The sequence below is a fragment of the Sphingobium sp. SA916 genome (assembly GCF_002894065.1).
In the GTDB taxonomy this organism is placed as follows: domain Bacteria; phylum Pseudomonadota; class Alphaproteobacteria; order Sphingomonadales; family Sphingomonadaceae; genus Sphingobium; species Sphingobium fuliginis.
Genome location: NZ_LXYF01000003.1, coordinates 92,271 through 117,701, shown reverse-complemented (window position 1 = coordinate 117,701; position 25,431 = coordinate 92,271). Strand labels below are relative to the sequence as shown.

The following is a 25,431-nucleotide window of genomic DNA, read 5'->3' as shown; positions in this document are numbered from 1 at the left end:
CTCAAGATCGCCCTGCCAATCCCCTTCCATCACCAGCCTCCATCAAAGCTGGCTCCCTATGAATCACGCATCCTGCGCCGGGGGAATCCCAAAAATTACACTTCTGCCAAAGTAGTGCTAGGCCGCGTGGACAAATTCGGAATGTCGGGAAATGGCCAATTCAGGACATTCCCCTCCCGTAAACGGGAGGGGTTAGGGGTGGGCGCGAGCGCAGCGAGCTTCCAGCTTAGCCGTTGAAAATTCACGCTGATGTCGCGCCAGCCCACCCCCTAGCCCCCTCCCGCCTGCGGGAGGGGGAATGTCCGCAATCCACCCAAATCGGCAGAGGTCTGCGCCGATCTACCCTGTCACTTCCAACTTCTGGAGCGTCATGCGTTGCAGCGCCGCTTCATCGACGGCAAGGCCCAGGCCCGGCCCCGTCGGAACCGTCACGGCGCCATTCTCTATCGCCATGGCGCCTTCCGCGATCAGGGGATCGTCGCCCAGCACGCCCACGCCGAAAACGAACTCCGCCGCGCCGAAGGTGCGGGCCGCCGGGACCGAGGCGCAGAAATGCGCCGCCGCCGCCGCTTCGAGTTGGGAGGCGACCGCCAGGCCTCCGCAATTGATGCCGATGCCGTGCGCCTCGCCCAGCGCCGCGATCTTGCGGGCGGGGGTCAGGCCGCCGACCTTGTAGAGCTTGATGCAATATACATCCGCCGCCGCCGCATCCGCGATGCGGGCCGCGTCCTGGAGCGTGAACAGGCTTTCGTCGGCCATGATGGGAACGCCGCCCGCCTTGGCCCGGATCGCGGCCATGGCGCGCAGATCGGCCCGCTCCACCGGCTGTTCGCAATAGCCCACATCCATGTCGCGCAGGGCGTTGAGAGCCGACACCGTGTCCGCCGCCGTCCAGCCGGTATTGGGATCGACGCCGATCATGATGTCCGGCCCGACCGCCGCCCGCACCCGTTCGAAATTGGCGACGTCCGTCCGCCAGCCGCCCTTGCCCGCCGCCTTCAGGCACAGCACCCGGATGCCGAATTCCTCGACGGCGCGGCGGGCGTCCGCGACCATCTGCGCGGGATCGTCATAGAGGCTGACCGACCATTCCAGCGGGATCGCGGCATTGGCCCGCCCGCCGATCAGCGCGTGGACGGGCAGGCCCACCGCCTTGCCGAATGCATCGTGCAGCGCGATGTCGACCAGCGCGCGCGCCGCCGGATTGCCCGCCAGCCGCGATGTCAGCAGGCCGTCGATCGATTCCAGGTCGCACACCCGCTTGCCGATCAGCAGCGGTCCGTAGATGTCCCTGATCGCGCCGATCACGCTATGCACCGTATCGGCGACGAAATGGCCGGGGCTGATCGGACGGATCTGGGCGATGCCGGTCACGCCCTCCGCATGGATCTTGAGCAGGACGGGCTTGCCCAGCAACTGGTCCGAAGGCCCGGTGTCGTAGCTGCCGCTAGAGAAAGTGCGCTTCAGCCGGACCGGCAGTTCGGTGACGTGCAGTTCTATCCTCTCGATGCGCATCATGCGGCCGCCCGGCTGTCGTTGCGCCATTGCGCCAGCACGATGTCGGCGCCCCGTTCCCCGAGGGCGATGGTCGGCGCATTGGTGTTGGAGGAGGGAATGGTCGGGAAGACGGAGGAATCGATCACCCGCAAATTGCCGACGCCGCGCACCCGCAGTTGCGGATCGACCACCGCCTCCGCATCGGTCCCCGCCTTGCAGCTTCCGACGATATGCCAGGTGGTCTGCGTCGTTTCCCGGATATAGTCGATGATCTCCTCATCGGTGACGGTGGCGTCGCCGGGCCGCGTTTCCCGCACGATCATCGCCCGCATCGCGGGATGGGAGGCGACGTTCCGCACCGCCTTGATCCCCGCCAGCAGCACGCCGACATCATGCGGATCGTCGCAATATCTGGGGTCGATCTTCGGATAGGCGACGGGATCGGGCGACTGGATATGCGTCCAGCCGCGCGAGCGGGGCCTGAGGCCCATGACGCCCACGGTGAAGCCCGAATGCGCGTCCAGCCCGTCCTGCGGCCTGCGCGCATAGCGATCCTTGCCGGAAAAGGGCTGAAGCTGGAGCTTCAGGTCGGCGCGCGGCTCATCGGGGGAGCTGCGCATCACGATATGGGCCACCGCCGAGCAGATCGACAGCAGCCCCTTGCCGAACAGCGCGAATTTCAGGCCTTCCTTCACCTTCACCGTCGGGCGCTGCAGCGCGTCGTTGATGGTGATCGGCCTGGTGCATTCGAATGTCAGGCGGGTATTGGGATGGTCCAGCAAATTCTCGCCCACGGCGGGCATGTCCCTGATGACCTCTATTCCATATTCGCGCAGCAGCGACGCATTGCCGATGCCGGACAGTTCGAGCAGCTTGGGAGACTGGACCGGGCCTGCCGACAGGATCACTTCCTTGCGGGCGTCGATGCGCGTCAGTTCATTGCCACGCCGGACCTCCACACCCGTAGCCACGCCGTTTTCGATGATCACCCGCGTCACCAGAGCGTCGACCATCACGTCCAGATTGGGACGGCCCCGCGCCGGCTTCAGATAGCCGACCGCCGAAGAGGAGCGGAAACCGCGCCTGGTCGAATATTGCAGATAGGACGCGCCCTCATAATGGCCGTCATTATAATCCTCGACATAGTCGAACCCGGCCTGGCAGCCCGCTTCCACGAAAGCGTCGGCCAGCGCGTCGAAATGCTTGAGGCTGGTGACGCCGATCGGCCCGTCATGGCCGCGCACCGCCGGATCGCCCTGGCGGTAGCTTTCCATCCGCTTGAAATAGGGCAGCATGTCGGACCAGCCCCAGCCCGGCAGGCCCAGCGCCGCCCAACTGTCGAATTCCGCCGGATCGCCGCGGACATAGACATTGCCGTTGATCGAGCTGGAGCCGCCCAGCACCCGCCCCCGCGTCCATAATTGGGTGCGGTTCTTGAGCGCGGCCTGCGGTTCGGTGATGAAGGGCCAGGTGTGATTGGGGTCCTTCAGCAAGTTCACGACCATCAGGGGTATGTGGATGCTGATGCTGCTGTCGCGCCCGCCCGCCTCGATCAGCAGCACCCGTTCCCGGCCATCCTCCGACAGACGATTGGCAACCGCGCATCCGGCCGACCCCGCACCCACGACGATGAAATCATAAGGCCCTTCGTTCCGGCCAGCCCTTGCGTTCACGCTGCATCCCTCATCGATATTCTGGTTGGCCGGACATTATGGCCGGGTAGCATGCAATACAATATAATCGCAGAGGAGCAGCATATCGTTATCGCATGCCGAAACTGTCGGCGCCGGTCAGGACTGGGGCTTCACCGTCACCGGCGTGCGCCAAATCTCGCCCTTTTCCGCCTCCGTCACGTAGAGATAGCCGTCATGGATGGTGAGGTTCGTCGTCCAGCGGCCAGCTTCCTTCGGCAACTTCATATAGCCGAGCGTGAAGCCGTCCATATCGGCCACGCCCACCGCCCCGGCCAGGAATTCCGCCCAATAGAGCCGCCCGTCCGCGTCCATGGTCATGCCGTCCGGCCCGATCCCGCCATCGGTATGCGCCAGAATATAGGGGCCGCGCTTGCTCTGCGCATTGGCGACCGACGGCATGGTCATGATCGCCTTCGCGCCGTAGAGGCCGATATTGACGAACTTGCCGTCGGGCGTAAGCGCGACGCCATTGGGATAGGGCAGCCTGTCCGCCAATATCCTGGCCGAACGGGTGCCGGGCGCGAAATAGGCGACGCGCCCCACCCGGTCGAGATAATTGGAATTGTCCGCCAGCGTCACATAGATGCCGCCCTGTTCATCGAAGACGAGATCGTTGGCGACAAAGGATTTGCCTTCCACCCTGTCCGCGAAGACTGTGAGCGACCGGGACCGCGGATCATAGGTCAGGATGCCGCGCGCATTGTCCGTGATGAACAAGCGCCCGTCCTTATGGAAGCGCGCGCCGTTGGGATTGCCCCCCGTGCTGAGCTGGGTGACGCATTGGCCGCCGACGACCTTCACGATTGCGCCGTTGAACAGGCTGACGGCCCAGATGTCGCCATTGCCGTCGAAATTGATCCCTTCCAGAAACTGGCCGCAGGTGACGAGCTTTTCGAACCGGCATTCGCCGCATATGTCCTTCAGGGTCGAAGCCTGCGCGGCGACGGCGCCGGTCATCGCGACGGCGCAGCCCAAGAGCTTCATCAATTTCCGGATTGCCATTCCACCTCTCCCATGCTCCGCTGTCCTGCGCGCATTTCCGATGCGAAATCATCCGGATCGAGGGGATCGAAGGCCAATATCCAAACGGCATTCAGGAGAAGCGCTGCTTATGGTGGAACCGGCGGGCACCATAAGCTTCCGTTATTCTCGCTCACCGGAAACATATTGGAGGGCATAGCGTCGGCGGGCTAGGACTGTGCCAAAGGCGGGAGGATGACATTGGCTGAGCGGCAGGATTACGACCTTTTCATCGGCGGGCAGTGGGTGCCGCCGGAAATGAACGAGCGCTTTCCCACCGTCAATCCGTTCGACCAGACTGTCTGGGCGACAATCTCGCAAGCCGGTCCGTCCGACGTCGCCGCCGCCGTCGCCGCCGCCCGGGATGCCTTCGAACGGCGCTGGCGCGGGGTGCCGGGGGTGGAGCGCGCCCGGCTGATGCACCGCCTGGCCGACCTGATCGAGCGCGACGCCGACCGGCTGGCCAGGCTGGAGTCCACCGACAATGGCAAGGTGATACGCGAAACCCGATCGCAGATGCGCTTTTGCGCGCGGGTCTTCCGCTTCTTCGCGGGCTATGCCGACAAGATATTCGGCAAGGTCATTCCCGTCGACCGGTCCGACATCTTCGACTATGCGACGATGGAGCCGCTGGGGGTGATCGGCGTCATCACGGCATGGAATTCCCCCATCGCGCTGCTGGCGAACAAGGTGCCGGCGGCTCTGGCGGCGGGCAATGCGGTGGTGGTGAAGCCGTCCGAGCATGCGTCCGTCACCACGCTGGAATTCGCGCGGCTGGTGGAGGAGGCGGGATTCCCCAAGGGCGTGTTCAACGTCGTCACGGGGGACGCGCGTACCGGAAGGGCGCTGGTGGAAGGCGGCGGGCTGGACAAGATCAGCTTTACCGGCAGCAGCCATGGCGGGCGGGAAATCGCCGCCGCCGCCGGGCGCAACCTGACGCCCGTGATCCTCGAACTGGGCGGGAAATCGCCCAATATCATCTTCGAGGATGCGGACCTGGGCAAGGCGACCGTGGGCGCGCTGGCGGGCATTTTCGCGGCGACGGGGCAGACCTGCATCGCCGGGTCGCGCCTGCTGGTCCAGCGGTCGGTCCATGACGGCGTGGTGGAGGAACTGGCGCGCCGGGCGGCGAATATCCGGCTGGGCGATCCGCTCGATCCCGCGACGGAGATGGGCACGGCGGCCAACCGGCCGCAGTTCGACCGCATCCTGTCGTTCATCGAGTCCGCGAAGGCGGACGGCGCGCGGCTGATCACCGGGGGCGAAGCGGCGCGCGACGGCATTCTGCGCGACGGGCTGTTCGTCAAGCCCACCATCTTCGCGGACGTCGACAACCGCATGCGCGTGGCGCAGGAGGAGATTTTCGGGCCCGTGCTCTCCATCATCCCCTTCGATACGGAGGAGGAGGCGATCGCCATCGCCAACGACCAGAGCTTCGGCCTGGCGTCGGGCATCTGGACGCAGAGCCTGAACCGCATGCACCGCGTTTCCGCCGCACTCCGCACCGGCATGGTGTGGGTCAACACCTATCGCGCCGTGGCCGTGCAGACGCCCTTTGGCGGGGTGAAGGACAGCGGCTTCGGCCGCGAGCGCGGCGAAGAGGGGTTGAAGGAATTCCTGACCACGAAGAATGTGATGATCAACCTGTCCGAAAGCGAGCGGGACCCGTTCCAGGTGCAGACCTGAACGGCAGAAGAGGATGAGCCGATGTGCGATCAATGCCCCAAGGCGCCGGATGGCTGGATCGGCTGGCTGGACCTGCCGGCAAGCAGGCCGGTCCAGCCAGCCGGTCCCTGGGTCGACCTGACCCATGATGTCGGCCCGGACATGCCCTGCGCGTCGATCTTTCCGAGGCCCAGCTTCGGCAGGCTGCGTTCGCTGCCCCAGGACCCGTTCAACGTCACCGACATCCACATGGTCGCGCATGCCGGGACGCATGTCGACGCGCCGCTGCATTATTTCGAGGACGCGCCCGACATGGCCTCGATCCCGCCGGAGCGGCTGAGCGGCGAAGGCGTCGTCTGGCGCATCGAAAAGGGGCCGGACCAGATCATCTCCGTCGCGGAGCTTGAGCAATGCCGCCCGCTCCTGCAGGCGGGCGACATATTGGCGGTGGACACCGGCTGGGCCGCCCGCTTCGGCACGCCGGACTATGAACGGCATCCGAGCTTCAGCCCCGAAGCCGCCACATGGCTGCTGGAAAGGCGCATCAAGATGCTGGCCTGCGACTTTGCGACGCCCGACCTTGTCTATCATCTTCGGCAACCCGGTTTCGACTGGCCGGTCCACCGCACGCTGCTCGCCAACGGCATATTGATCTGCGAGCATTTGACCGGGCACGCCGCCTTCGCCGGGGAGCGGGTCGAGTTCCTGTTCGGCGCCCTGCCCATCGCCGGAGGCGACGGTTCGCCAGCGCGGGTGCTGGCCCGCAGGATCGCCCGAGCCGGTGTATAGCGGGGACCGGTATCTGGCCGACGCGCTTGCGGCCTGCGGCGCGACTCATTTCTTCCACGTCCCGCTGCTGCTGCCCGGGGCGGTCAAGGCGATGCAGGCTGCCGGGGTCCTGCCCGTCGTCGCCCATGGCGAGAAGGCCGCCGCCTATATGGCGGACGGCTATGCGCGGGCTTCGGGCCGGATCGGCCTGTGCGGGGCGCAGCAGATCGGCGCGGCCAATCTGGCCGCCGGATTGCTGGACGCGCTGATGGCGCGATCCCCGGTGCTGGCGCTGACCGGCGGCAGCACCGCCGCCACCCGCGACCGCAACCAATATCAGGAGGTCGACCAGCAGCCCATTTTCGCCGGGCTGACCAAGATGACGTCGCGCATCGACCTGGTCTCGCGCCTGCCCGACATGCTGGGCCAGGCCATGCGGGTGGCGACCGGCGGCGCGCCCGGCCCGGTCCATCTGGAACTGGCGGGCTTTACCGGCGGGGTGCTGAACGATCCGATGGACCCTGCGCCCCTGCCCGATCCGGCCTTCGCTTCATGCCCGGCGGTCCGCCATGCCGCGCCCGCCGCCGACATCCGCCGCGCCGCCGACCTGCTGCGCCATGCCATGCGTCCCGTCGTCATTGCCGGATCGGGCATCCGCGCGAGCGGCGCGCAGGAAGCGCTGGCGGCCTTCGTGCGGCGGCACGGGCTGCCCCTCGCCACCTCGCTCGACGCCAAGGCGGTGTTGCGGGAAAGCGATCCGCTCTCGCTCGGCGTCTGCGGCATCTATTCGCGGGAAGCCGCCAACCGGGCGGTGAGCGAGGCCGATCTGGTCCTTTTCGTGGGGACCATGGCGGGCAGCATGACGACCACCGGCTGGAAGGTGCCCCAACCCGGCGTCGCCGCGATCCAGATCGACGTGGACGCCCGCGAACTGGGCCGCAACTATCCGTTGCAGGCCGCGCTTTGCGGCGATCCGAAAACCATATTGGAACAATTTTCCGCTGCGCTGACGGACATGCCGGTACGGCGGGACTGGCTGCGGCATGTGGAAGAATTGCGCGCGGACTGGACGCAGGCGGCGGCGCCGGCCGAAATGTCGGACGCCCTGCCGATCCGTCCCGAACGCCTGTGCCGCACCCTGTCGGAAGAACTGCCGGAAGGCGCGCTTCTGGTGGTCGACACCGGCCATGCCGCCGCCTGGGCGGCGCGCCACATCTATCTCGACCGGCGCGGGCAGGGCCTGCTGCGCGCCGCCGGATCGCTCGGCTGGTCCTATCCCGCCTCGCTCGGCGCCAAATGCGCGCAGCCCGACCGGCCCGTCCTGTGCTTCACCGGCGATGGCGGGTTCCTGTACCATATGAGTGAAATGGAGACGGCGCGGCGTTACGGCATCAACACCGTCACGATCGTCTCCAACAATAACGGCCTCAGCCAGGAAAAGCCGGTCTGGGCCGGCAATGCCGACCATGATCATCACTGGCGCTTCTCCCCGGTCGACTATGCCGCCGCCGCGCGCGCGTTCGGCTGCAAATCCTGTCGGATCGAGCGGCCGGGCGAGTTGGGCCCCGCGCTGCGATCCGCCATCAAGGAGGATGCGCCGGTCATCGTGGAGGTCATGACCGACATATTGGCGCTGCATCCGCCCGCCTGGACGCCGTCCGATCCGGCCCGGTTCTATTAGGTGGATTGGCTGCGTTCCGAAGAGGCTGGATGACTGATGTGGGTAGGAATCGGACACCCACTTACCCCTCTCCCTCGAGGGAGAGGGCTGCGCAGACTTGGCAGCTTGCTGCCTAGTCGTAGCCGGGTGAGGGGGTTGCGATCCAGGGGATCGCACGGGCCGCAGGCCCGCTCCCCCTCATCCAAATCAGCCTGAGCCCCTTCGTCGCCAAGGCTTCCTGCCCTTCTCTCTCAGGGGAAAAGAAAGGTCCTGAATTGGCCATTCCCCAGCTTTCCGAATTTGCCATCCGCCATTCTCATCGCCCGAACCCGCTTCCTATCAGCCGCTTGTCCGTTCGAATGCCTTCGCAGAGACATGGTGCGCCGATTGGCTCTAACCCGCCACCGTCTGGAATTCATGCACCGCGCGCCTTACCCGCAAGGGCGTCAGATTCGGCGCGACCGAATGCACGAAGTCCAGCAGGAACGACCGCAAATAGGTATTCCGCCGCAGCACGATCTTGATCGTGCTCGACGGCAACAGATGCGATGCATCCCGCGCCCGAATACCGACATCGCGCTCCGGATCATAAGTCATGGACGCCAATATCCCAATTCCCAGGCCCATCCCCACATAGGTCTTGCAGACATCGGCGTCGATGCCGCTCATCACGATCTTCGGCTCCAGTCCGGCGTCGGAAAAGGCCTTCATCACCTTCCACCGACCACTATAGCGCGTGTCGTAGGTGATGATCGGATAGCGCGCGATCTCCTCCAGCGTCAGTTCCGGCACGGCCAGGATCGGGTGGCCGACGGGCGCGACGATGCAGCGGTGCAGGTCGAAACAGTCGAGCTTCACCAGATTGGGGAAATCCCGCGTCGTTTCCGTGCCGATCGACAGGTCTGCGTCGCCCGCCTCCACCAGCGCGCAGATTTCCTCCGGGTCGCCCTGCTTCAGCACCAGCTTCACGTCGGGATAGCGGGCGACGAATTTCTCCACCACCTTGGGCAGCACATAGCGGGCCTGGGTATGCGTCGTCGCGATGGTGAAGACGCCGCGATTGCCCGAATGCATGTCCTCCTTCAGCGACTTGAGCGCGGCGACGTCCGTCGCGATGCGCTGCGCGATGGAAAAGACGACGCGGCCCGGTTCGGTCAGGTCGATGATCCGGTTGCGGGTGCGCATGAAGATCTCGAAACCCAGTTCCTGCTCCAGCAACTGGATTTGCCGGCTCACCCCGGGCTGCGAGGTGTTGAGGGCATCGGCCGCCGCCGAGAGATGATTGTTATGCCGCACGATTTCAACGACATAGCGGAGCTGTTGCAGCTTCATCCGGCCATCCTCACCATAAATTTTTGATATGGCAGAATACTATAATATTCCGTGCGCGCATAAAGCAATCCCCTAAAAGTGGCTGGCATGACAGCGGCGGGGCAGCCTTGTGACCGGTCTCACCGGCGTACCCGCCCGCTTGCCTTGGAGGGGAGGGCGGCTGCGCTTTCCTGAGTCAGGGATTGGCCTGGATCAAGAGGGACGGGAATGCCGGAACAGCAACAATCCGATTTCGACATCGTGGTCGTGGGCGGCGGCAATGCCGCGCTCTGCGCCGCGATCAGCGCCGCCAATGAGGGGAGCCGCGTCCTCCTGCTGGAACGTTCCCCGGTGGAGGAGCGGGGCGGGAACTCCGCCTATACCGACGGGCTGATGCGCACCGTCTATGACGGCGCCGACGACATCCGCGCCTATTGCCCGGATCTCACGGACGAGGAAGTCGCGGTCAGCGACTTCGGCACCTATACCGAGGAACAGTTTTTCGACGACATGGGCGAGATCACCCAATATCGCACCGATCCCGACCTGTGCGAAATCCTGGTGAAGCGCAGCCGGGAGACCATCCTGTGGATGCGCGATCAGGGCGTCCGCTTCTTCCCCAATTTCGGGCGGCAGGCCTATCGCGTGAACGGCCGCTTCAAATTCTGGGGCGGCGCCACCATCGCCGTGGCCAGCGGCGGCCCCGGCCTGGTGGATGCGCTGTACAACGCGGCGGAAAAGCGCGGCGTGGAAATCCGCTACAATGCCTGGGTCCGCGATCTGCTGCGCGACGAAAGCGGGATTTCCGGCGTCACGCTGCTCAATGGGCAGGGCGAGATCGAAACCATCCATGCGCGGGCCGTCGTGCTGGCCTGCGGCGGGTTCGAGGCGAATGCCGAATGGCGCGCCCGCTATCTGGGGCCGGGCTGGGATCTGGCGAAGGTTCGCGGTTCGCGCTTCAACACCGGCGACGGCCTGTCCATGGCTCTCGCCGCCGGCGCGCAATCCTATGGGCACTGGTCGGGTTGTCATGCCGTGTCCTGGGAACGCAATGCGCAGGATTTCGGCGATCTCGCACTGACGCCACAATATCAGCGTCATTCCTATCCGCTCTGCATCATGGTCAATCGCGACGGAAAACGATTTGTCGATGAAGGCGCCGACTTCCGTAACTACACCTATGCGAAATATGGGCAGGCGGTATTGCAGCAACCCGGACAAGTGGCATGGCAAGTCTATGACTCCAAGGTCAATCATTTGCTCCGCGACGAATATCGCACGCGCCAGGTCACCAAGGTCGTCGCCCAATCCATCGAGGAGCTGGCCGACAGGATCGGAGAAATAAACAAGGATCAATTCTTGGAAACGGTCGCGGAATTCAACGCATCGGTGAAGACCGACATGCCGTTCGACCCCAATATCAAGGACGGACGCAGCGCCTCCAGCAACGGCGTCGTCCGCAGCAACTGGGCCAACAGCATCGATACCGGGCCGTTCGAAGCCTATGCCGTCACCTGCGGCGTCACCTTCACCTTCGGCGGCATCAGGGTTTCGACGGAAGGCGAGGTCATCGACACCAACGGCCACGCCATCCCCGGCCTGTTCGCGGCGGGAGAGATGGTCGGCGGCATATTCTACTTCAACTATCCCGGCGCAAGCGGCCTGACCAGCGGAGCCGTCTTCGGCCGCCTCGCAGGCGGCAGCGCCGCCGCCTACGCCAAGTCCGCATCGCGGAAGCCCGCGCTGTCCGTCGCCTGATCCCCTATCGAAGAAAGTTCCTCCATGAACGCACCCAGCAAATTCGTCGTCCCCGGCGCAACCCGCGACATCGCGGATTTCGCCGCGACCCTGCAATATCGGGACATTCCCGACGACCTGATCCTGAACGCCAAGCAGTGCATCCGCGACAGCCTGGGCTGCGCCGTATTCGGCGCGCCGACCCCCTGGGTGCAGGCGGTGGTCCGCACCGTCGGCCTTCTGGGCCAGAAGCCCAGCGCCAGCGCCTGGGGCATGAAGGTCAAGGCCGATCCGCTCGGCGCCGCCTTCATCAACGGCACGGCGGCGCAGGGCTATGAGCTGGACGATTGCCATGACCAGTCCATGTCGCATTATGGCGCAGGCGTCGTCCCCGCCGTGATCGCCTGTTCGGAGGGGGCGTTCGGCGCCTTCACCGGCAAGGACATGATCCGCGCCACCGTCGCGGGCTATGAGCTGGGCACGCGCATCGGCAACACGGTCAGCCCGTCGGCCTTCCATCGCGGGTTCCATCCCTGCGGCCTCACCAGCACCTTCGGTTCGGCGGCCGCCATCGCCAAGCTGCTGGACCTCGACACCGACCGATATGTGAGCGCGCTGGGCCTGGCGGGCAGCCAGGCGGCGGGGCTGATGGCATCGCAATTCGGCGCGATGGCCAAGCGCTTCCATTCCGGCAAGGCGTCGCAGAACGGCATCATCGCCGCCCTCTGCGCCCGCGAAGGGCTGACCGGCGTGCGCGACGTGCTGGAGGCGCCCTATGGCGGCTTCTGCTCCACTTATTCCGCCGAATATGATCTGAGCTTCGCCACCGACGGCCTGGGCACCGATTGGGAGATGCGCCGCAACGGCTTCAAGCGCTATTCCTCGCTCGCCAGCAGCCAGACCACAGTGGACGCCCTGCGCGCCATCCGGGAAAAGGCGGGCATCCGGGGCGAGGATGTGGAGAAGGTCCGCGTCGGCACGACCGAGATGGTCTTCGTCCATTGCGGCTGGCCCTATGTCCCCAATGGGGAGACGATCAGCGCGCAGATGAACCTGCCCTATACCGGCGCGGTGACGCTGCTGGAGGGCAATGCCTTCATCGACCAGTATACGGACGAGAAGCTGACCGATCCGAAGATCATCGACCTCGCCAACCGCATCGAAGTCTATGTCGATCCCGAACTCGACGCGCGCGAGAAGCACCAGATGCGCGCCGTCCGCGTCACCGTGACGATGAAGGACGGGACCGAGCATTTCCACGAGCAGACCTATCGCAGCGGCCATTGGCGCAATCCGATGTCGGACGAGGTGCTGAAGGAGAAATTCCGCGATCTCGCCAGCCGTCAACTGACCGGGGAAGCCGTGGGCGAGATCGAACGCATCATCGACAATCTGGAAAATGAGGAAGCGCCCGCCATCGCCCTTGGCGCCGCGCTGCAACAGGTCCGCTGACATGACATTATCGCAGACATTCGGTGAATTCGCCGCGCATTTCCCTTCGTCCGCCATGCCGCCCGCAGTGCGGGAGGCGGCGCGCTGGCACATAATCGATTCGATCGGCGTGTCCATCGCCGGGGCCAATCCCAAGGAGGAAAGCGGCGCGGCCTTCGGGCGTCTCGTGGCGCAATGGGCCAAGGGAAAGGGCGATGTGAAGGCCGCCTCCCTCTTCGGCTTCGACGGGCAGGCCCGCGCCGAACTGGCGGCGCTGGTCAACGGATCGCTGGCCCAGGCGCTGGAGATGGACGACAAGCATGGCTCCTCCCTGGCCCGTCCCGGATCGACCGTCGTGCCCGCCGTGCTGGCGGCGGCGGAGGCGGAGGGCCTGTCCCTCGCGGCGGCCATCGACGCGGCCGTCGTCGGCTATGAGGTGATGATCCGGCTGGGCTTCGTGGCCGGCGACCGCTTCCTGGAGCGCGGCTATCATACCAGTTCGCTGATCGGCTCCTTCGGCGTGGCGGCGGCCATCGGGCGGCTGCGCGGCGCGACGCCGGCGCAGATCGCGGACGCCATGGGCATTGCGGGCACCTTCGCCTCAGGCATTCAGGAATCGACCCGTACCGGCTCGACCTCCAAGATATTGCATGGCGGCTGGGGCGCGCATGCGGGCATGTTGGCCATCGACCTCGCCATGGCGGGGATCACCGGTCCCGACACGGTGTTCGAGGGCAAGTTCGGCTTCTTCGAAACGCACCTCACCCCGATCAGCGGCCAACTCGACTTCGCCCGCGCTGCCGAGGGGCTGGGCACGCGCTGGTACCTGCCGGAAACCGCTTACAAGCCCTATCCCTGCTGCCAGTTGCTGCACGCCTTCATCGAGGCATCGAAGCAGGTGCTGGCCGACTTTGCCCGCGATGGGGTGACGGTGGCGGAGATCGAGAGCGTGCATTGCCAGCTCGCGGAGCCGGGCCTGACGCTCGTCACCGAACCCCGCGACCGCAAGAAAGCGCCGAAGACCCCGCATGAAGGCCGGTTCAGCCTGTTCTTCGGGGTCGCGGCGGCCTTGGTCGATGGCGATGTCGGGCTGGAGACCTTCCTGTCCGAGCGGCTGGACGATGATCGCATCCTCACCCTCGCGCAGAAGATCGAGGCGTCGGTCGATCCGGAGTCAGACTATCCGGCCCATTGCCCGGCGCGGCTGACCGTGCAGGCGGCGGGGCGCCGCTATTTCAGGCATGTGCCCTATCATCCCGGATCGCCGGAAGCGGCCCTCTCCCGCGCCGAGGTGCTGGCGAAGTTCGAGCGCAATACGCGCTGGCATTTCGGGGATGGCGCCGTGTCGGTGGCCGAAGCCATGGGCGAAACGTCCGAGGCGGAGTCCCTGTCGGACATGCTGCGTCCTATCCGGGCGGTCGAAACGCTGCGTCAGGCGTCATGAGCGTGGAGCGGTTCGACCGGCTGTTCATCGGCGGCGAATGGGTCGCGCCCCGCGCCGCGGGCCGAATCGCGAGCATCGATCCTTCCACCGAGGATGTCTGGGCGGAGGTCGCATCCGCCGATGCGGCCGATGTCGAGGATGCGGTCGCCGCCGCCCGCGCCGCCATGGCCGGTCCATGGGGCCGCACCGCGCCGACCGAACGCGGCGCGCTGATCGCCCGGTTCGCGGACCTGGTCCGCCGCGACGCCGCCCGGCTGGCCGAGATCGAGAGCCGCGACAATGGCAAGCCGCTGCGCGACACGCTGGGCGAGGTGCAGCGGGCGGCGGACTGGCTGACCTTCTTCGCGGGGGCAGCGGACAAGGTGAATGGGGAGCAGATACCCTATCGGCCCGACGCGCTGGCTTATACCAGGCTGGAGCCGGTCGGCGTGGTGGCGGCGATCCTGCCGTGGAATTCCCCCATCTCGCTCGCCTCATGGAAGCTGGGGCCGGGCCTTGCCGCCGGCAACGCCATGATCCTGAAGCCTGCCGAGCAGACTCCGGCCAGCCTGCTCGCTCTGGCGGCGCTGGCGGAAGAAGCGGGCTTCCCCGCCGGCGTCGTCAATGTGCTGCCGGGCGACGGCGTCGTGGGCGCGGCGCTTTCCGCCCATCCCGGCGTCGCGAAGGTCAGCTTCACCGGATCGCATGAAACCGCGATCCGCATCATGCAGGGCGCGAGTGCGAACCTGAAGCGCTGCTCCTTCGAATGCGGCGGCAAATCGCCGTTCATCGTCTTTGCCGATGCGGATTTCGACAGGGCGCTGTCCGTCGCGACGCACAGCGCCTTCCGCTCGACCGGGCAGTCCTGCTCCACCGCATCGCGCATTTTCGTGGAGCGACCGATCTATGAACGTTTCGCGGCCGGCCTGGCCGAGCGGGCGAAGCGGATACGTCCTGGCCCGCCCTTCGATCCCCGCACCCATATCGGGCCACAGACCTCCGCCGAACAGCGGGACAAGACTGAAGCCTATATCGGTCTGGGACATGAAAGCGGCGCGCGCCTGCTGGCGGGAGGAGGACGGCCGGAGGGCCTTTCAAGAGGCTATTTCGTCCAGCCCACCGTCTTTGCCGATGTCGACAACCGGTCGCGTCTGGCGCAGGAGGAGATATTCGGGCCGGTGACGGCGGTCATGCCGTTCGATGGCGAGGAAGAAGCCGTCTCCCTTGCCAACGACACGCGCTATGGGCTGGTCGGCGGCTTGTGGACCAGGGATGTGTCCCGCGCCCATCGCGTCGCCGCCCGCGTCGAAAGCGGCCTCGTATCGGTCAACACTTTCCGCCCCGTGCACTTCATGCTGCCCTATGGCGGGTATAAGATGAGCGGGATCGGGCGCGAAAACGGGTTCGACGCAATCCGGGAGTTCACCGAGACCAAGACGGTCGTCATCGATCTGTCCCACGCGATTCCGCCTGATCCATTTGCGGATTGAGGACCACCGAGACCCGAGGGCAAGTCGATGGACAGTTGTCGGTCCCGGGAAATCGACATGACATAAGTTAAACCTGCCCTTCATCCCCAATTCCGCTGGAACGGAAGTCGGCCGAGCCCGTTGGATCGGAGCTGCCCGCCAGGTAGCCCAGTGGAGCTTCTTCATGAATGAGATATTCCAGCACGCGACCGCCGATCCCGGTGCGGTCGCGTCGGGACCCTGCCTGACCGTTGTCGAGCGCAGCCTGTATCGCGGCGCCCATATCTTCGGCATGCGGCCGATGGTGCGCATTCAGTTGGACCTTGGCAGGCTGGAGGCATGGCCGACCGACCGCCTGCCGCTTTTCACCGAACAGTTGCTGGCCCGCCTGCCCGGCCTCGCCAATCATGGTTGCAGCTATCGGCAGGCCGGCGGTTTCGTCCGGCGGCTGCATCAGGGGACATGGCTCGGCCATGTGATCGAACATGTGGCGCTGGAACTCCAGACCATGGCGGGAAGCCCCGTAAGCCGGGGCAAGACGCGCTCCGTCAGGGGGAAGCCGGGGTTCTACAACATCCTTTTCACCTATGGCGACGAACAGGCCGGCATGGCGGCGGGCGCCTTCGCCATCGCACTGGTCGCTTCGCTGCTGCCGGAAGGTCTGGGCGAGGTGAAGGGGCTGGAGAAGCTGGGCGTTCAGATGCCCGCCGATCCGCAGGATGCCGAAGCCTTGATCCGGTCCTTGCGGGAGATATTGCGCCGGAACGCGCTGGGTCCGACCACGGCCTCGCTTGTGGCGGCAGCCCGGCGCAGGGGCATCCCGGTCACGCGCCTCAATGAGCAGAGCCTGATCCAGTTCGGCTATGGCAGCAGGCAGAAGCGCATCCGCGCAAGCATCACCGGCGACACGTCGCAGATCGCCGTCGACATCGCAGGCGACAAGAGCCTGACCAAGAAGCTGCTGGACGAGGCCGGCCTGCCGGTCCCCAGAGGCGTGGTCGTGCGTTCCGAGGAAGAAGCCGTCGGCGCGGCGCGGCGGCTGCGCATGCCTCTGGTGGTGAAGCCGCTCGACGGCAATCATGGACGCGGCGTCACCACGCAGGTCCGGGACGAGGCCGCGCTTCGCGCCGCGGTGATGCGCGCCCGGCAGCATGGCCGCCGGGTCATCGTGGAGGAGCAGCTGCCCGGCGACGATCACCGCATCCTGGTGGTGGCCGGGAAGGTCGTCGCCGTGGCGCAGCGCATGCCCGCCGAAGTCGTGGGTGACGGCTTCAGCACCATCGGCCAGCTTATCGACCGGGTGAACGACGATCCGCGGCGGGGGCGGGGGCATGAAAATGCGCTGACCCGTATCGTCGCGGACGATGCGATGATCGCCCTGCTCGCCAAAGACGGCATGACGCTTGGAACGGTGCCGGGCGTTGGCAAGAGGGTGCGCCTGCGCGACACGGCGAACCTTTCCACCGGCGGAACGGCGGTGGACCGGACCGACGACATCCATCCGGACAATCGCCTGATCGCCGAGCAGGCGGCCGCCGCCGCCGGATTGGACATTTGCGGGATCGATTTCCTGTCGCCCGACATAGCCCGCTCCGTGCGGGAGACGGGCGGCGGCATCGTGGAGCTGAACGCCGCGCCGGGTTTCCGCATGCACCTCGAACCATCGAGCGGCAGGGCCCGCGACGTGGCCGGTCCGGTGATCGACGCGCTCTTTCCACGTGGCCGCTCCAGCCGCATCCCGATCTTCGCCATCACCGGGACGAACGGCAAGTCGACCACGGTGCGCATGGTCGGGCGGATCCTCTGCCAGCATGGCCTGAACGTCGGCATGACGACCACGTCCGGCGTCTATTTCAACGGCCATCTGCTGAAGAAGGCGGACGCCAGCGGGCCGCGCAGCGCGCGCATGGTCCTACGCAACCCCTCCGTCGATGTGGCGGTGCTGGAAACGGCGCGCGGCGGCATATTGCGGGAGGGGCTGGGCTATGACGGGGCGGATGTCGGCGCCGTGCTCAACGTCACCGCCGATCATCTGGGCCTGAAGGGCATCGATACCGTGGAAGCGCTGGCCGACGTCAAGGGCGTCGTGGTGGAGAATGTCGCCCGCAGGGGATTTTCGATCCTGAACGCCGACGATCCCATGTGCCGGCGCATCGCCCGCCATGCGCGGGGACGGATCGTCTGGTTCTCGCTCGAAGGCGGCGCGCGCATGGCGGAAATGCTGCGCCGTCACCTGCTGGCGGGCGGCCTGGCGGTCACCCGCGATCCGGACGAGACGGGCGGCACCATCGTCATCCATCGCGGCGAGGAGCGGATCGCCCTGATGCCCGCCTCGGAAATCCCGGCGACGCTGGGCGGCATAGCGGAATTCAACATCGCCAATGCGCTGGCGGCGGTGGCGATGTGCTTCGCCCATGGCGTCCCGCTGGACGCGATCCGCGAAGGGCTGCGCGCCTTCACCTCCAGCTTCGAGGAGTCGCCGGGGCGGCTCAACATGATGGAGCGGGACGGCATCCGCATCATCGTCGACTATGCTCATAATCCTGCCGGCCTGATCGCTCTGGGGCAGGTGGTCGACCGGCTGCGCGGCGCCCATGGACGCGCGGTGGGGATGGTGAGCATTCCCGGCGACCGGCGCGACTGCGACATTGTCGAGATGGGGCAGATCGCGGCCGGCGTCTTCGACGAGATCATATTCCGCGAGGCGCCGGACGGACGCGGCCGGCCCCGGGGGGAGACCAATGCCCTGTTGTCCCAGGGCGCGTTGAGGGCCGGCATGCCGAACGAGCGCATCCACCGGATCGTGGATGAGTTCGAGGCGGTCGAGGCCGTGCTGTGCAAGGGCCGGCCCGGCGACCTGCTGGTGATCCTGCCCACATCGGTCGAAAAGGTCTGGCGACAGGTACAGCAATTCGGGTCGCCGGCGGCGGCCGGAGAGCAGATGGTGCCGGCCCATGTCTGAATGGGCCCTCATCGTCCATGGCGGGGCGAAGACGATCGACGTCGCGCTGCACGACCGTAACCGCGAAGGGTGCCGGGCGGCGGCCGCGGCGGGGGCGATCGTGCTGCAATTCGGCGGCTGCGCCGTCGCGGCGGTCGAGGCGGCCATTCGCGTCCTTGAAAATGACAGCATCTTCAACGCGGGCTTCGGCTCCGTCCTGAACGCCGACGGCGCGGTCGAGATGGACGCGGCGATCATGGACGGCCGCGACCTTTCGGTGGGGGCTGTCGCGGGCGTCCGCCGCATCCGCAACCCGATCGTCGCCGCGCGTGCTCTGATCCCGGCCCGGCCGGTGCTGCTGGCCGGAGAAGGGGCGGAACGCTTCGCGGAGGAGCAGCAGATAGCGCTGTGCGATCCCGCCGAGATGATCGCGCCCGACCGCATGGCATCGGAATATGCCAAGGCCCATGATACCGTCGGCTGCGTCGCGATCGACATGCAGGGGCATATCGCGGCCGGGACATCGACCGGGGGTTTGCCGGGCAAGCATCCGGGCCGGATCGGGGACTCGCCGCTTCCCGGTTGCGGACTTTATGCCGATGACGGCATTGGCGGCGTGTCCCTTTCCGGTGACGGCGAAATGATCATCCGCACGACCATCGCCGCGCATGTCATGCACGCGCTGCAAGCCGGACCGCTCTGCGCCGCCGCCGAAACCGGCCTTGCGCAGCTGGACCGCGTGGGCGGGGAAGGGGGCGCGATCCTGATCGACCGCCACGGGCGTTTCGGCGTCGCGCATAACAGCGACCATTTCGCGGTCGCGATCCACGGCAGCCGCCTTGCCGAGCCGCATGGCGCTGTCCACCGACAGGAACTGGAGGGTCTGCTTGATGGCTGAGGAAGGAGGCCCGCTGATCATCATCGGCGGGCGCGAAGACAAGGAAGGCGAAAAGCGCATCCTGAAGGAAGTGGCCGAGCGGGTGAAGGATGGGAAACTGGTGATCGCCACGGTGGCGAGCCACCAGCCCGACGGCTATTTCGAATCCTACCGGAAGGCCTTTGGCGATCTGGGCCTTGACGATCTGGTGGAACTTTACGTGCATGAACGGGGCGAAACGCTGGAATCCAGCGCGGCGACCCTGTTCGAAAATGCCAAGGGCATTTTCTTCACCGGCGGGGATCAACTGCGCATTTCCAGCCAGATCGGCGACACGCCGGTGGAGAAGATGGTCCGGCAGATTCATCTGGAAGGCGGCGTGGTGGCGGGAACGTCCGCCGGCGCATCGGTGATGAGCGAGACCATGCTGGTCAAGGGCAGCAGCCAGGAATCGCACCGCATCGGCGACCTGCACATGGCCCCCGGCCTGGGTCTGATCCGCGACGTCATCATCGACCAGCATTTCGCGGAGCGCGGACGCATCGGCCGCCTGATGGGAGCGGTGGCGCAAAATCCGCGCGTGCTGGGCATCGGCATCGATGAGGATACCGCCATCCTGGTCCAGGGGCACCGTTTCTGCGTGATCGGTTCCGGGGCGGTCTACATCGTCGACGGCTCCGGCGTCACCCACTCCAATATTGCCGAAGCGAGTCCGGAACGCACCCTGTCCATGCATGATGTTCGCCTGCATGTCCTGAGCCAGGGCGACTGCTTCGACCTCAAGCGGCGCTGCCCCGAAGCGCCAGGTTCCAATCAGGCAGGGGTTCCGCATGCATGATCTCTCTGCCTTCCGGAAGGCTGAAATTCTCCCTCCCGCCATGCTGGCGCGCAAGCCGGAAGATGCGGCCACGGAGGAAGAGGCGCTGCGCGAATTCCTGCTGCTTCTGAAGAAGCGGCGCTATGCCTTTGTAACGCCGACGCCTCTTTCCCATTCGCGCATATTGGCGCGCGACGCCGCCCGTCCGGCGCGTGACCTGCGCGATGTGTTCGGGTGGAACCGGCCCTTCTCTCCCGACCTTCTCGACCGCGCCGCAATGGATTGCCTGAAGCGGGCGGAAATGGTCGAGCACCGGGCGGACGGGATGATGAGGAGCCGCGTGCGGGTCTCCTCGCTGGACGATGATCTGTTCCTTCATTCCAGCTACCCCACGGTGGATCGCGATGCCGTGTTCTTCGGCCCGGACAGTTACCGGTTCGCGCGCTTGATCCGTCAGGAGCTTGCGATGCGTCCGGCGCGGCGAGGGGCGCGGATCGCGGATATGGGCGCCGGTACCGGAGTCGGCGCCATTGCCGCTGCCCGCTCATGCCCCCAGGCCTGCATTGTCATGACCGACATCAACGCATCCGCCCTGCGTTTCGCGCGGATCAATGCGGGCGTGGCCGGGTTCGGCGCCAGCTATGTGCTGGCCGACACGCTGGACCCGGTGGCGGGGGATTTCGACCTGATCGTGGCGAATCCGCCCTATATCAGGGATCGGCAAGGCCGCGCCTATCGCGACGGCGGGGACGGGCATGGCGCAGCCGTGGCATGGAGGATGGCCGAAAGCGCCTTGTCCCGGCTGAAGCGGGAGGGTCGCCTGCTGCTCTACACCGGCAGCGCCATCGTCGGCGGGGCGGACGCCCTGCGCGCAAGGCTGTCGGCGCTGGCGGAAAGCCGGGATTGCACCCTGTGCTATAGCGAAATCGACCCGGACATATTCGGGGAAGAGTTGGAAGGCCCGGCCTATCGCGATGTCGAACGCATCGCGCTGGTCGCCGCCATCTTCACGAGGCGCAACTGACGCGCCCCGCAACTGGCCATTTCCCCACATTCCGAATTCGTCCACGCGGCCTAACCCAATGGCAAGGAAAATCGGCTTTCGGAACCAGGATCAGGAACGGGAGTCCCGTTCTCGCGCTTATCGGTGAACAGGCTGACAGGAGCGATCATGAACAAGAGCCGCGGGGGCACGCGAACGCCCTGCACCCATATCGTCATCACGGGCGCGTCGAGCGGCATAGGCCAGGCCACGGCGCAGGCGTTCGCAGCCCGGGGAGGAAAGCTGGTCCTCGCGGCACGGGATGGCGAGGCGCTGGAAGCCGTGGCGGAGACGTGCCGCAGGGCCGGCGCGGAGGTGTTGGTCGTACCGCTCGACGTGGCGGATGCAGATGAGGTGCGTCAGCTCGCCCGGTCGGCGCGCGATTTTTGCGGGTCGATCGACCTCTGGTTCAGCAATGTCGGCGTCGGAGCCGTCGGCAAGTTCGTGGACGTCCCGATCGAGGTGCACGAACGGACGATCCGTTCCAACCTCATCGGCCATATGAACGACGCCCATGCGGTGCTGCCGATCTTCATGGCCCAGCGGCACGGCATTTTCGTCAACATGATCTCGCTAGGCGGATTGACCGGCACGCCCTATGCCGCCGCCTATGGGGCGAGCAAATTCGGCCTGCGCGGCTTTTCGGAAGCATTGCGCGCGGAAATGACCGAATGGCCGGACATCCATATTTGTGACGTCTATCCGGCCTTCGTCGACACGCCCGCGCTACACCACGCCGGCAATTATACCGGCAAGGCGCTGACCGCCCCGCCGCCCATACTCGATCCAAGGAGGGTGGCGGCCGCCGTGGTGCGCCTGGCGGACCGGGCCCGCGACAGCCTGCTGCTGGGGACGCCGACCTGGGCCGTGCGGTTCGCCCATCCATTTGCGCCCTCGCTGCTCAGCCGGATCGGGAATCTGGCCTTCGGGCGCTATTTTGCCTCTGCGGAACGCGCGCCGGTCACGCGCGGCAATCTGTTCGATCCGCCACGGGACAGCGGCGGTATCGACGGCGGGTTCCGCAAACCCGCGACGAAACGGCGGAAGGCCGCCCTGGCCACCGGCGCGGGTGTGGCGGCCGGGGTTCTGCTACTCGGCCTGCGGACGCCGCGCCGGCAGCCGGGGCGTTAGCGGAATGACGAAGCCCCTGGATTGCCTCGTCGTGGGCGCTGGCCCCGCCGGCCTTACGGCGGCCATCTATCTGGCCCGCTTCCATTTGAGGATCAGGATCGCGGACGCGGGCAACAGCCGCGCTGCGCTGATCCCGCATACCCGCAATCATGCAGGCTATCCCGGCGGCATATCGGGCCGGGAGCTGCTCGCGCTCATGCGCCGGCAGGCGGCGGAATTCGGCGGTGAGGTGACGGAAGGGCTGGTGACGGGACTGGAGAAGGACGGCGATATTTTCCTGGCGCATGTCGGGACCGAAACCTGGCAGGCGCGCAGCGTCCTGCTGGCGACCGGCGTGGTGAACAATGCGCCGCCCATATCGCCCGATGTGCACGATGCCGCGCTTCGGCAGGGGCTGTTGCGCTATTGTCCGATCTGCGACGGCTACGAAGTCACCGACCGGCGTATCGCCGTCATCGGAACGGGCGCGCGGGGGACGAACGAAGCGATGTTCCTGCGCACCTATTCCGCCGACATCAGCTTGATTTCACCTGAGGGCGATCATGAACTGTCCGCCGACCAGCGGGTAAGACTGGAGGAGGCGGGCATCGCCCTGGTGAACGGTCCTTGCGAACCGCTGCGCATCGACGGCGAAAGCATATCGGTGCCGACGCCGAATGGGGCGCAAGCCTATGACACGGTTTATCCGGCGCTTGGCTCGATCATCCGGTCGGAACTGGCGATGATGCTGGAGGCCGAAGCGACGGACGACGGCTGCCTCATCGTTGACGACCATCAGCGAACGAGCGTGCCGGGCCTTTATGCGGCCGGCGACGTGGCCAAGGGCCTGGACCAGATCAGCCACGCCATGGGGGAGGGGGGCGTCGCCGCCACGACGATCCGAAACGATCTGGCGGCGAAGATTTCGCTCTTCCGATAAGGCGCGTTATCGCCCGGACCCATTTTGCGCAGCGGAGGAACCTGAAGATCCCTGCGTTGCCGTGGGACTGTCGCTGGCGGAAACGGCGCCCCGCGTGCTGGTCTCGCCATCCGTCATGGCGCTGCCGGGGCCTTCGCCGGGAATGCCGTCGGGCACCGTGCCTGCGGTCGTGTTGCTCGGCGCGAAAGTGGAATCACCGGAATCGCCCTGATCGGAAGGCGCACATGCGGCCAGTGCGACAATGAGAAACGCGGGAGCCATTTTCATAACATCTTCACCCCTGATGGCTGGTTTATTCTGCAACGACCCGATTACACGGCCGTTCCGGCAAATCCGTTATCGCGTAAAACTATATTAGATCATCGTGCGGAAAAGCTGTCGCGAACCTGTCGAAGAATGGGAACCGCGCTGAATGACATGTGTGACACTTTACCGAATTCGCGCGCGGGGGATTAAGTGTCACGGCTGATTTTTCGGAAAGGAAGAGCATTCTTCGCGGCGCCGGACAGGTCACGACCATTGGCCGTTCAGGTCGAGCCGCAGGAAATGGCAATGGACCGCGAAATCCCACGCGCTTGCCGGGTAAAGTGTCATCCGTGCTTTTTGTTGGAAGATCGCCGCAGAGGGGGATTCACACGGACTCAGCATGTGCTAGATTCCACATATGTTCCACCAGCCTGATCTCTTCGAGCAATCACCGGCGGCGTCCCGGCCGCCATCGCTGCCCGTGACGTCCGCGCTTCCCGATCTTGTCGAACGCATATCGACGGTGTCGAAGCGGCGCCGCTATGCATTGCTGGTGCTGAAGCTGATCGCTCAGGAAGCGGGTTCCAACGACAGCGTGGGACCTTATGTCGGCAGCGGCAAGGGGAGGGTGCCGGTCCGTGACTGGCTTTGCCAGGCGCTGGCGCCTCTCGCGCAACGGGATTGTCGGCGTCGCGCCATGATCGATGCGGTTCACGCCGATCTGATGTCGCGTCCGGGCAATATGGCCGATCCCGAAGAGGTGGAACGGCAGCTCGAACAGGAAGTTCAGTCGCGAATATTGCGATCGGGACGGACGAATGTGAGCCGGGTCGTATCGGACCTGGTCCGCGCCGGCCTTTTGCGCCGCCACTATCAGGGGTATCGGGTCGATCATCCCAATCGCGGGGCGCAGCGCGAAGCGGTCTATACCATCACGCCAGAGGCCAAGCGCGCGCTCCAACGCCATTGAAGGGCGCCGATAATGGCAGTGGCGCTTCCCGCAGGAGCGATTTTGCGAACCGGCGCGCGGACTGCCCCTTGGTTTGCGCGGCGCGCCGGGTTATCCGCGCAGGATGAGCGACGAAACCATGACGACAGGACAGGCAGGGAAGCGCTGGCAGGGCGGTCGGCTGCCTCGCGCAGAGGTCGACCGGCGCATCGACCGGCTGCTCGACATCGCGCTGGAGGAGTTCGCGTTGACGGGCTTCGGCGGCACCAGCCTGGACCGGCTGGTCGAGCGTTCGGGTGTCAGCAAGACCACCATCTATCGCCGTTTCGGCAGCAAGGAAGGGCTGTTCACCGCGCTGATCCATCGCAGCATGGAAGCGGTGCGGTCCGGTCTCTGGGCGCTGGAACTGGATGTGGCCGACCCCTTGGGAACGATAGAGCGGTTCGTCGCCACCTATACGGAGGTCGCGATATGCCGCCCCATGGGGCGGACCCTGCTCCAGATCGCGGTGGCGGAACGGCGCGACTTTCCTCATCTGGGCGCGATGCTGCTTGCCAATGCCTATGAGGGCTTCCGGCCGATCAGCGATTATTTCGAACGGCTGATGACGGACGGCGTGCTGCGCCCGGGCGATCCGCAGGACGCCGCCTTCGACCTGCAAGGCCTCATCACCCAGGGATTTCGGGTGATGGTCGATGATATTGGCTTCGTCCACCGCGAAGGGCGGGCGCGGGAAATCGCCGGAAGGTTCCTCCGCGGCTGGTCCTGATGCCGTTCGGCATTCCTTCGTCCGGCGGATAGATCATATCCATGATGCATGGCCATCGTCGCTGA

At 65.8% G+C, this 25,431-nt stretch carries 21 protein-coding genes; 17 read left to right on the top strand and 4 right to left on the bottom strand.

Annotated elements, in window-relative coordinates; translation table 11 throughout:
• On the top strand, window positions 1-237 hold a 237-nt coding region (locus A8G00_RS25415), incomplete at its 5' end, for a hypothetical protein (protein WP_216365587.1).
• 102 nt (window positions 238-339) lie between these two features.
• On the opposite strand, the gene A8G00_RS03290 is transcribed toward A8G00_RS25415, so the two are convergent.
• From A8G00_RS03290 to A8G00_RS03280, 3 genes are all read right to left on the bottom strand, one after another.
• The gene (locus A8G00_RS03290; protein WP_158298553.1) at window positions 340-1,518 is read right to left on the bottom strand and encodes a mandelate racemase/muconate lactonizing enzyme family protein; all 1,179 of its coding nucleotides are present in this window, start codon (window positions 1,516-1,518) and stop codon (window positions 340-342) included.
• On the bottom strand, window positions 1,515-3,170 hold the full coding sequence (locus A8G00_RS03285; RefSeq protein WP_102999984.1) for a GMC family oxidoreductase: 1,656 nt from the start codon (window positions 3,168-3,170) through the stop codon (window positions 1,515-1,517). The genes A8G00_RS03290 and A8G00_RS03285 overlap by 4 nt, the downstream gene beginning before the upstream one ends.
• Window positions 3,171-3,287: 117 nt before the next feature.
• On the bottom strand, window positions 3,288-4,193 hold the full coding sequence (locus tag A8G00_RS03280; protein WP_025551947.1) for an SMP-30/gluconolactonase/LRE family protein: 906 nt from the start codon (window positions 4,191-4,193) through the stop codon (window positions 3,288-3,290).
• A 213-nt stretch (window positions 4,194-4,406) separates the two neighbouring features.
• On the opposite strand from A8G00_RS03280, the gene A8G00_RS03275 reads away from it, so the two are divergent.
• The 3 genes from A8G00_RS03275 to A8G00_RS03265 are packed head-to-tail and all read left to right on the top strand — an operon-like array spanning window position 4,407 to window position 8,325.
• Window positions 4,407-5,897, top strand: coding sequence for an aldehyde dehydrogenase (locus tag A8G00_RS03275; protein WP_102999983.1), 1,491 nt, complete (start codon window positions 4,407-4,409; stop codon window positions 5,895-5,897).
• Window positions 5,898-5,918: 21 nt separating this feature from the next.
• Window positions 5,919-6,665 carry a cyclase family protein gene (locus A8G00_RS03270; protein WP_102999982.1) on the top strand — a complete coding sequence of 249 codons (747 nt, stop codon included), beginning with the start codon at window positions 5,919-5,921 and terminating at the stop codon, window positions 6,663-6,665.
• Entirely contained in the window at window positions 6,658-8,325 is a 1,668-nt protein-coding gene (locus A8G00_RS03265) for a thiamine pyrophosphate-binding protein (RefSeq protein WP_102999981.1), read from the top strand. Before A8G00_RS03270 ends, A8G00_RS03265 begins: the two co-directional genes overlap by 8 nt.
• Window positions 8,326-8,697: 372 nt before the next feature.
• Here A8G00_RS03265 and A8G00_RS03260 read toward each other — a convergent pair whose 3' ends face one another.
• Entirely contained in the window at window positions 8,698-9,636 is a 939-nt protein-coding gene (locus A8G00_RS03260) for a LysR substrate-binding domain-containing protein (RefSeq protein WP_025552300.1), read from the bottom strand.
• A 207-nt stretch (window positions 9,637-9,843) separates the two neighbouring features.
• Here A8G00_RS03260 and tcuA point away from each other — a divergent pair, with 207 nt between their 5' ends.
• From tcuA to A8G00_RS03195, 13 genes are all read left to right on the top strand, one after another.
• Window positions 9,844-11,373, top strand: coding sequence for an FAD-dependent tricarballylate dehydrogenase TcuA (tcuA, locus tag A8G00_RS03255; RefSeq protein WP_044660645.1), 1,530 nt, complete (start codon window positions 9,844-9,846; stop codon window positions 11,371-11,373).
• A 24-nt stretch (window positions 11,374-11,397) separates the two neighbouring features.
• Complete coding sequence (locus tag A8G00_RS03250; RefSeq protein ID WP_102999980.1) at window positions 11,398-12,804, top strand: MmgE/PrpD family protein; 1,407 nt, start codon at window positions 11,398-11,400, stop codon at window positions 12,802-12,804.
• Between the two features lies 1 nt (window position 12,805).
• Window positions 12,806-14,227, top strand: coding sequence for an MmgE/PrpD family protein (locus A8G00_RS03245; RefSeq protein WP_172451737.1), 1,422 nt, complete (start codon window positions 12,806-12,808; stop codon window positions 14,225-14,227).
• Window positions 14,224-15,696, top strand: a complete 1,473-nt coding sequence (locus A8G00_RS03240) for an aldehyde dehydrogenase (RefSeq protein WP_102999978.1) — start codon at window positions 14,224-14,226, stop codon at window positions 15,694-15,696. The genes A8G00_RS03245 and A8G00_RS03240 overlap by 4 nt, the downstream gene beginning before the upstream one ends.
• 163 nt (window positions 15,697-15,859) lie before the next feature.
• On the top strand, window positions 15,860-18,637 hold the full coding sequence (gene cphA / locus A8G00_RS03235; RefSeq protein WP_102999977.1) for a cyanophycin synthetase: 2,778 nt from the start codon (window positions 15,860-15,862) through the stop codon (window positions 18,635-18,637).
• Entirely contained in the window at window positions 18,630-19,514 is an 885-nt protein-coding gene (locus tag A8G00_RS03230; RefSeq protein WP_061934531.1) for an isoaspartyl peptidase/L-asparaginase family protein, read from the top strand. The genes cphA and A8G00_RS03230 overlap by 8 nt, the downstream gene beginning before the upstream one ends.
• Window positions 19,507-20,331: a cyanophycinase gene (locus A8G00_RS03225; RefSeq protein ID WP_102999976.1), complete on the top strand. Its 825-nt coding sequence runs from the start codon at window positions 19,507-19,509 to the stop codon at window positions 20,329-20,331. Before A8G00_RS03230 ends, A8G00_RS03225 begins: the two co-directional genes overlap by 8 nt.
• The gene (locus A8G00_RS03220; RefSeq protein ID WP_253257894.1) at window positions 20,324-21,334 is read left to right on the top strand and encodes a class I SAM-dependent methyltransferase; all 1,011 of its coding nucleotides are present in this window, start codon (window positions 20,324-20,326) and stop codon (window positions 21,332-21,334) included. Before A8G00_RS03225 ends, A8G00_RS03220 begins: the two co-directional genes overlap by 8 nt.
• A 147-nt stretch (window positions 21,335-21,481) precedes the next feature.
• The gene (locus A8G00_RS03215; protein WP_102999975.1) at window positions 21,482-22,483 is read left to right on the top strand and encodes an SDR family oxidoreductase; all 1,002 of its coding nucleotides are present in this window, start codon (window positions 21,482-21,484) and stop codon (window positions 22,481-22,483) included.
• 4 nt (window positions 22,484-22,487) lie between these two features.
• Complete coding sequence (locus A8G00_RS03210) at window positions 22,488-23,402, top strand: NAD(P)/FAD-dependent oxidoreductase (RefSeq protein ID WP_048577640.1); 915 nt, start codon at window positions 22,488-22,490, stop codon at window positions 23,400-23,402.
• A gap of 61 nt (window positions 23,403-23,463) precedes the next feature.
• Window positions 23,464-23,613: a hypothetical protein gene (locus tag A8G00_RS24970; protein ID WP_157009776.1), complete on the top strand. Its 150-nt coding sequence runs from the start codon at window positions 23,464-23,466 to the stop codon at window positions 23,611-23,613.
• Window positions 23,614-24,066: 453 nt separating this feature from the next.
• Window positions 24,067-24,618, top strand: coding sequence for a hypothetical protein (locus A8G00_RS03200; RefSeq protein WP_102999974.1), 552 nt, complete (start codon window positions 24,067-24,069; stop codon window positions 24,616-24,618).
• A 103-nt stretch (window positions 24,619-24,721) separates the two neighbouring features.
• Window positions 24,722-25,366 (top strand): TetR/AcrR family transcriptional regulator, encoded by a 645-nt coding sequence (locus A8G00_RS03195; RefSeq protein WP_146032544.1) that lies wholly within the window; start codon window positions 24,722-24,724, stop codon window positions 25,364-25,366.
• Window positions 25,367-25,431 lie beyond the last annotated feature (65 nt).